6 protein-coding genes are annotated in these 7,442 nt (G+C 23.6%); 1 reads left to right on the plus strand and 5 read right to left on the minus strand.

Going from position 1 to position 7,442, the window contains the following annotated elements:
* Positions 1 to 349: 349 nt before the first annotated feature.
* From OC705_RS02055 to OC705_RS02065, 3 genes are read right to left on the minus strand one after another with little or no spacing between them, the layout of a single operon-like run.
* Positions 350 to 685, minus strand: a complete 336-nt coding sequence (locus OC705_RS02055; protein WP_304512333.1) for a hypothetical protein — start codon at positions 683 to 685, stop codon at positions 350 to 352.
* Between the two features lie 33 nt (positions 686 to 718).
* The gene (locus OC705_RS02060) at positions 719 to 2,404 is read right to left on the minus strand and encodes a ribonuclease J (protein ID WP_304512332.1); all 1,686 of its coding nucleotides are present in this window, start codon (positions 2,402 to 2,404) and stop codon (positions 719 to 721) included.
* A 7-nt stretch (positions 2,405 to 2,411) separates the two neighbouring features.
* Positions 2,412 to 4,157 carry a ribonuclease J gene (locus OC705_RS02065; RefSeq protein WP_304512331.1) on the minus strand — a complete coding sequence of 582 codons (1,746 nt, stop codon included), beginning with the start codon at positions 4,155 to 4,157 and terminating at the stop codon, positions 2,412 to 2,414.
* A 284-nt stretch (positions 4,158 to 4,441) separates the two neighbouring features.
* Here OC705_RS02065 and recU point away from each other — a divergent pair, with 284 nt between their 5' ends.
* Positions 4,442 to 4,999, plus strand: a complete 558-nt coding sequence (recU, locus tag OC705_RS02070) for a Holliday junction resolvase RecU (RefSeq protein ID WP_304512330.1) — start codon at positions 4,442 to 4,444, stop codon at positions 4,997 to 4,999.
* Between the two features lie 25 nt (positions 5,000 to 5,024).
* Here the strand turns inward: recU and OC705_RS02075 are convergent, their stop codons facing one another.
* Both OC705_RS02075 and OC705_RS02080 read right to left on the minus strand, forming a co-directional pair.
* A complete protein-coding gene (locus OC705_RS02075; RefSeq protein WP_304512329.1) occupies positions 5,025 to 5,660 on the minus strand; it encodes a hypothetical protein in 636 nt (211 codons plus the stop codon).
* Positions 5,661 to 5,804: 144 nt separating this feature from the next.
* Positions 5,805 to 6,803, minus strand: coding sequence for a lipoate--protein ligase (locus tag OC705_RS02080; protein WP_304512328.1), 999 nt, complete (start codon positions 6,801 to 6,803; stop codon positions 5,805 to 5,807).
* Between the last annotated feature and the right edge of the window lie 639 nt (positions 6,804 to 7,442).

Consider the following 7,442-nt stretch of genomic DNA (forward strand, 5'->3'; position numbering starts at 1 on the left):
TAGGGACTTTCACCTTTTCCTTAACTTCTGGTCTGGCGTCGACTTGTTGACTAGATATTTCGTCTCATCTCGCTTTCGTGCTTTTGCTGTTATCAACTCTTCTTTCGAACTAGTTGATCAAGCCCACTTTGCAGTGTTTACGTGACCTCTAGAGAATGATCAACTCTAGGCTATGCGTTAAATAGCGGAATTATGAGCATCTTTTGCGCCCTAGCGATTTATAATTTGTTTATTTAAAGCTCTTACAATAACTTCGACTTCTGGCAATTCCGGCATTAAAAGATCTCCTTTGTTTCTTTGTATTATTATTTTAAAAATAGAAATTTAAGTGTTTTAATATCTCGATCAATTACTCGCTTACATGAATAAATTTCTCAATCAACAAAATACCTTTTTCTGTAGATATATCTTTATTAAAAAATAAATGCCCATTTATAATTTTTATTTTTTGACCCGGTTGTAAAAAAAATTCAGGATTATCATTATCAATATGTTCAAAAAATAAAATTAATTCCGAAAACATTTTTACATCCGAATTGATAAGTATTTTTGGATAAACAGTATACCATTCTTTCGAAATTGTTGAGTTTTTATCTTTATTATATCTTACATTTACTATACAAATTAAATTATTAATAGAATAATTATTGTATATATTATTATCAAATAATTTAGTGAAATTCATAAAATTCACAAATCCTTTCCAAACTAAAAAATTTTAAATAGGCACAATAATAGGTAAAATTAAAGGATTACGCAAAGTAGTTTCATAAATACGCGGAGTAATAAAATTAATAATAGCTTTTATTAAATAATTTTCATTGACCGTTTCAGAAGATAATAATTTTTGAATCATATGTTTAATATCATTAGATATTTTTTGAATAAAATCACCACTGCCTTTCATATAAATAAATCCTCGAGATACAACCATCGGATGATTAATAATTCTTTTATTCTTCCAATCCATACTAACAATAATAGATAATAAACCTTCTTCATTTAAAATTTTTCTTTCTTTAATTATAGAATTACTCAAATTTTCTAAACCAGAATCATCAATATAAATATCATCGTAAGGTATTTTTCCAATCAACTCAGCTTTTTCAGAACTTAATCCTAATACATCACCATTATCTAAAATAAAAACATTATCAGAAGGTATACCGCATTCAACAGCTAACTTTTTATGAGCCATTAACATAACATATTCTCCATGAACCGGAACCAAAAAACGCGGTTTTATTAAATTTAACATTAATTTTAAATCATTTTGACTAGCATGTCCGGAAGCATGAGTATCTACTAAAAAACCATGTAAAATTACATTAACTTCCATTTTATACAACAAATCCAAAACTTTATTAACACTATCTTGATTTCCAGGGATCGGAGAAGATGAAAAAATCACTGTATCTTTGTGATTTAATTTAATTTGTCGATGAGTACCATTTGCCATGCGACTTAAAGCAGCTAGAGGCTCTCCTTGAGAACCAGTACATAATAAAGTAATATCTTCATCATTAGCATTAATATTGTTACTATTTGCTAAAAATTCTTTGGGAACCTTTAAATAACCATTTTTAGCTCCAACTTCAATTGCTTTTTCCATACTTCGTCCAAAAACAGCTACTTTTCTTTTAGTTAAAACACTAGCTTGAATAATTTGTTTAATTCGATAATAATTGGAAGCAAAAGTAACAATAACAATTCTACCTTTAATTTGATAAAACAAATTGTTAATAGTATCTCCAATTTTATTTTCAGATTCTATAAAACCTTTTTGTTGAGCATTAGTAGAGTCCGATAACAAACATAAAACTCCTTTTTTACCTAAATCAGCTAATTTAGCATAATCTGCTAAAGGTCCTTCAGGAGTATGATCAATTTTAAAATCGCCAGTGTAAAAAATAATATTTTTATTATATTGAAAAACAATACCAAAAGTATCAGGTATTGAATGATTTAAACGCACAAAAGAAATTGTAACCTGTCCGAAAACTAATTCAGATTCTTCTTCGTATTTTTCCAAAATATGCATATATTTTTGTAATTTATGCTCTATTAATTTAAATTCAATTAAATCATAAGCAATACCAGTTACTAAAATCTTAGGTATTTTAACTTTACGCAATAAAAAAGGAATGCTACCGATATGATCTTCGTGACCATGAGTAATTAAAAGACATTCGATTTTATGTTCATTTTTAATTAAATATTCATAACTAGGAATTATATAATTAATACCTAAAAAAGAATCTTCAGAAAAAGACATGCCCGAATCCATGATAAAAATTTTACCTTGAATTTCGACCACATACATATTTTTACCTACTTCACCTAATCCACCTAAAGCATAAAATAAAATGTCAAATTTAGGGCGTTGAGAAACATATTCTACCATTTGTAAATTATCCTTTGCTTTCAATTACAATATTCGAATTAAAATTTAAATCTTTATCAATTGTTGAACGAGTTGCCGAGATTAAAACAGGAATAATAACAGGTTTTTTTTTAGTAGCTTTAAAAATAAATTTAGATAACTCTTCTCGTAAACTATTTTTAAAATCACTCCATTTAATTTGTTTATTGATGTGTATAAACTGTGTACTTATTTTCAAAAATAATTCTTTTAATTGTTGTATTAAAGGTTCTATTTTCGTTTTATCTAAAAACCCCTTACTAACTAACTTAATATTTTGGATATCTCCGATTACTTTACGTAAACGTAGATCTAAATTGCAGGCTATAATCAAAATACCATCATTAGCTAATAATTCTCTATCTTTAATAATAAAATTATTACCATCTATAACCGGGGTACCGTCAATTAAAATTTCACCTAAATTTTTAAAAAAATTTTTTTTAATTAAAGGCTTATGCACACTATCATAAAACCACATATCACCATTTTCTATTAAAAAAATTTTATTATCTGGGAAATTAAAATTTTGAGCTATTTTTTTGACATAATATTGATGCCTATATTCCCCTGAAATAGGTAAAAAAAATTTTGGTTTTAACAAATATAATAATAACTTTAAATATTCTTGATAATCATAAGATAAGTTTTGAAATAAATCTTTAATTAAAAATTCTACTTGAAAACCATTTCTCGATAATATATCAATAGTTTTGTTTTGAACTTTATCAATACCAGGTAAATCTACAGAAAATAATAAAATTTTATCAGCTATATGCAATCTCATTAAACGATCAGTTTTTTTACACATTCGTTGCAAACGATAAAAAGATTCAAAACGTCGACCAAACACTAATACAACAACATTTTTATATTTCAAATAATCTTTAGAATTTTTTAAATTAATTAAAGTATTTTCGGGAATTTTTAAATATTTTTTTAATAGAGCGATATCAATAATTTTTTCACTTTTACGACCTAAAATAATAATCTTCAAATTAGCTTGTACAGCTAAATCAATAACCATTTGAATTTTTAATAAATCTGGAATTAAAAAAGTAACAATAATATTATTTTCTATACTACCGAAAAAACTACTCAAATGATGTTCTAAAATTTCTTCCCTTTTAGGCTTAACCAAGCTCAAAGCTCCTTGAGAAACCAATAATAAAGCTAAAACTTTTTTACGAGCCAATTCTACTAAAGTAGTAAAGTTAGTTTGAAAAAAATTATTTTTAGATTGTTGCATATGCATAGCACTCATATATATAATCATTCCGGAAGAAGTTTCAAAAGCTAAACCTAAAGTTCCTGGCAAAAAATGAGATATACCAAAAACAAAAATTTTAATATCATCAATAATAATTTTAATATCATCTTTTATCGTATTAAAAGATAAACAAGATAAATCTATATTTGCTTGTTTTAAATTAAATTTAATTACTTCTATAGTAAAATCCGAAGCATAAATAGGAATTGACCATTCTTTTATTAAATAAGCTAGAGCTCCTGAATAAGTTTCTAAAGCTGAAGTAATAAAAATACCTTTAATTTGATCTTTAATAGATTCTAATTTGTGATATTCCGGCAAAATAGCATCAATACCATTTACTAATACACTAGGATATTTCAAACCAGCATCTAAAATAAAATAAGAAAAATTGATTTTTAAGAGGTAAAAATTTTTTCCATTTTCCCCTATACCCCCTAAAGCGAAAAAATTTATTTCTTGCATTTTTTTTAATAGAACTCCCTTAAAAAATTAATAATGTATAATATCATTGATTTAAATAATTTCCAAAAAATTTATTACCGATTAGTTTTATTATTTTTTTATCATTATTAATTAAAGTTTATAATATAAATATTATATTTTTAAAATAAAAATAAATAAATTTTAATATGATGTTAATTATTTTTGAAACCACTTAAATTTGGTTAATCACTATTTATTATAGCTTTAAAACAATTAATATCAATTTTTTCTATTTATTTAGAAAGTTATCAGATAAATAAAATATGAAATATCCAGCTAAAATTAATAATCAAAATTTAAATTATAATAAAAAAAGTAATTTAGGCAAACAATTAGAACAAGATATTAATTTAACCAATAAATTTTATCAGGAAAATCAGATTGCTTTTATTAATAAGAATGAAATTCCTATACAAGTGGTTAAAGTAGAATACGCACAAAGAAACAAAACTAAAATTATAGAGGCTTATTACCGTTTAAAATCTTTACCAGATTATCAAGGCATTTATAAAGGTAAATATTTATCTTTCGATGCAAAAGAAACTAACAATCTAAATAAATTTCCTTTAAAAAATATTCCAAATCATCAAATAATTTGTTTACAAAAGATACATGAATTGAAAGGGATAGCGTTTTTAATTATTCACTTCAAACGTTATAACCAATATTTTTATCTACCTATATCTTTTTTAATTAATTTTAAAAAACAATATTCATCCAAAAGCATCGATTATCAAACTTTTATTAATGAATTATGGCAGATTCCTTATAATTATCGCCCTAGATTAGATTATTTACAAATTGTTAATAAATTTCTCTAAAATATTAAATTTAATTAAAATTAATTTATAAATTAAATTCAGTATTTTCGTTAATAATAGGTTTTAAAAACAACAAAATGCATCCAATAATCGTATTAGTTAAAAAAATCGTAATATTAATATAAATAAAAAAAATCCAATATATAGATAAAACGGAATGTAATTGACTTATTATCCAAGAATCCGATTCAAATATAAAAAATAAAGAATCATAAGAATAATAATAAAAACTATAAATACAAAAGATATAAGAAATAATTTGAATAAAAGAAATCAATAATAAACTTGTTATAATATTTTTTTTCATTAAATATGGCGATTTCGTCGAATGAAATAAACCAGATAAAGAATAAGCCATATATGGTAAAATAAAAAAAAATATTACAAATAATAATTTCAAATATTTAGTTTGAGTTAAACTAAATGCATTAATAATAGGCCATTCTAACGCAGTATGGATTATAACATACACAAAATTAGCGCATACACTAAATTTAAAACCGAATAAAAAACCTATTAAAACTATAGGCAATAACTCTAATTTTATTAAAGATTCATGGCAATCTTGAAAAAAAAATTTAGTAAATACAAATTCAATAAAGAAAGAAATTGTTAATAATAAAGCACTAATAATTACTTTTTTTAATGAAAAAATCTTCATAATGAACCTTTACAATATACCTTTCTTATATTATACATTTTTATTAATAAGGATAAACAAAAAAATGGTAATTAATAAGTATATGTTACAAGAAAAATCCTAATAAATATTTTTTTAATCCTTTTATAAAAAAATTATTTATGATTATTTTATATTATCAATTAAACCTTGTTTTAATAAGAGCAAAAAATCTTCATTTGAAGCATTTAAAATATAATCATTAATATTAACTTTTTGCAAAACTTTTTTAATATCTTCTATTTTAAACAAAACATTTTCAAAAAAACCACAAAATTTTTCTAAATTCTCTAGAATATGAAAAAAATCACCACATAATTGCATTTTTTTAATATAACCATTTTCTAATTCTAAAAAAACTTTTATTTCGCCCCATTCAAAACGATGTTGCAAATGTTTCGAATACATAGGATGATTAAATAACCATTCAAAAGAATTATATTTCAGAGATAATTTATTAACGATAACTAAATCTTGTTTAGTTAAATTTAATTCTTGTTTTTTTAAAAATTTTTCTAAATAATTCACTAATGTTTCTTGTGTCATATCGGACAAATAATCTTTTAAATTCAGTACTCGAGAACGAACACTATCGATACCTTTAGAAATTAATTTTTGATTATTCGGGGTAATGCAACGTATCATTGTATCTATATCACATTGATAAAGTAAAGTACCATGCATAACAATACCATTTTTATTTTTCCAAAAAGCATTACCAGAAACCTTTTTACCTTTAAATAAAATATCATTACGACCACCAAAATATAAATGTATTCCTAAATGATGAAATGCTTGAATAATAAGATTTAAATGTTTTTTAAAACTAAAATCTAAAAAGTTATTTCTAAAAATAAAACTAAAAATTGGCGTATTAAAATCATTATAAACGCAACCACCACCACTAGGCCTACGAAAAAATTCAATTTTATTTTTTTTGATAAATTCTAAATTAATTTCATTTTCAATAATCTGATTACGACCAATAACTATTCCTTGCATAGTCCAGAAAAAAAAATAAATTTCATCATCACATTTTAAAAAATTATTTAAAATATACTCTTCCAAAGCATAATAAAAATAAGGTTTATAAACAGATGATAATGGATATTTGACTAAAATCATATATATAAATAAGTTCCAATTCTTTCTATTTTTAATCTAAAATTAAATAAAAAAATAATATCTCTTTTATTCATTCATCATTATATCTAAACCAATATAAAACTATTAAATATAATAATAAATAAACAAAATTACCATCATTACACAAAATATATAATGATGGTATATTATCAATTAGTCATTCCATAAAACAAAATAAATAATCACAAACCTAAAATCTAAAATATTCAAATCTCTTCTTAAATTGATTTTAATCTTTTTTAAATAATGCTAATAAAATTTAAAGTTACAAACTTAATTATAAAACCTTTAAATAACATTTAAACTTTCTAATTATGCAGATAGATTGTTGGTGTTTCATTAATAGGATTTATCTTTCTATTAACTATTATTAACAGCCCCCCCGCCCAAACAGCGCAAGCAAGTTTCCCAGCATCCGACTTTCCATAATTTATCCCCTTCCGGGTTTAAATTCGTGTCGCCACTGGTTAAATGTTTATTCTTGACCTTTTGTTCTTGTTTTAATATGTGTTGTTTTAAAGATTGGTCGTGAATCTTACTCATTGTCCAGAGAAGTTTCGATTTTAAGAACTCAAAATCATTTTTCTAGGTTTTACCTATTCCTTCTGTGGTCTCAAT

The organism is Candidatus Phytoplasma fabacearum (assembly GCF_030586805.1).
Taxonomy (GTDB): domain Bacteria; phylum Bacillota_I; class Bacilli_A; order Acholeplasmatales; family Acholeplasmataceae; genus Phytoplasma; species Phytoplasma fabacearum.

Excerpts from the sequence above, each read along its gene's own strand:
- OC705_RS02055 (WP_304512333.1), bottom strand. The coding sequence starts at position 685 with ATGAATTTCACTAAATTATTTGATAATAATATATACAATAATTATTCT.
- OC705_RS02060 (WP_304512332.1), bottom strand. The coding sequence starts at position 2,404 with ATGGTAGAATATGTTTCTCAACGCCCTAAATTTGACATTTTATTTTAT.
- OC705_RS02065 (WP_304512331.1), bottom strand. The coding sequence starts at position 4,157 with ATGCAAGAAATAAATTTTTTCGCTTTAGGGGGTATAGGGGAAAATGGA.
- recU (WP_304512330.1), top strand. The coding sequence starts at position 4,442 with ATGAAATATCCAGCTAAAATTAATAATCAAAATTTAAATTATAATAAA.
- OC705_RS02075 (WP_304512329.1), bottom strand. The coding sequence starts at position 5,660 with ATGAAGATTTTTTCATTAAAAAAAGTAATTATTAGTGCTTTATTATTA.
- OC705_RS02080 (WP_304512328.1), bottom strand. The coding sequence starts at position 6,803 with ATGATTTTAGTCAAATATCCATTATCATCTGTTTATAAACCTTATTTT.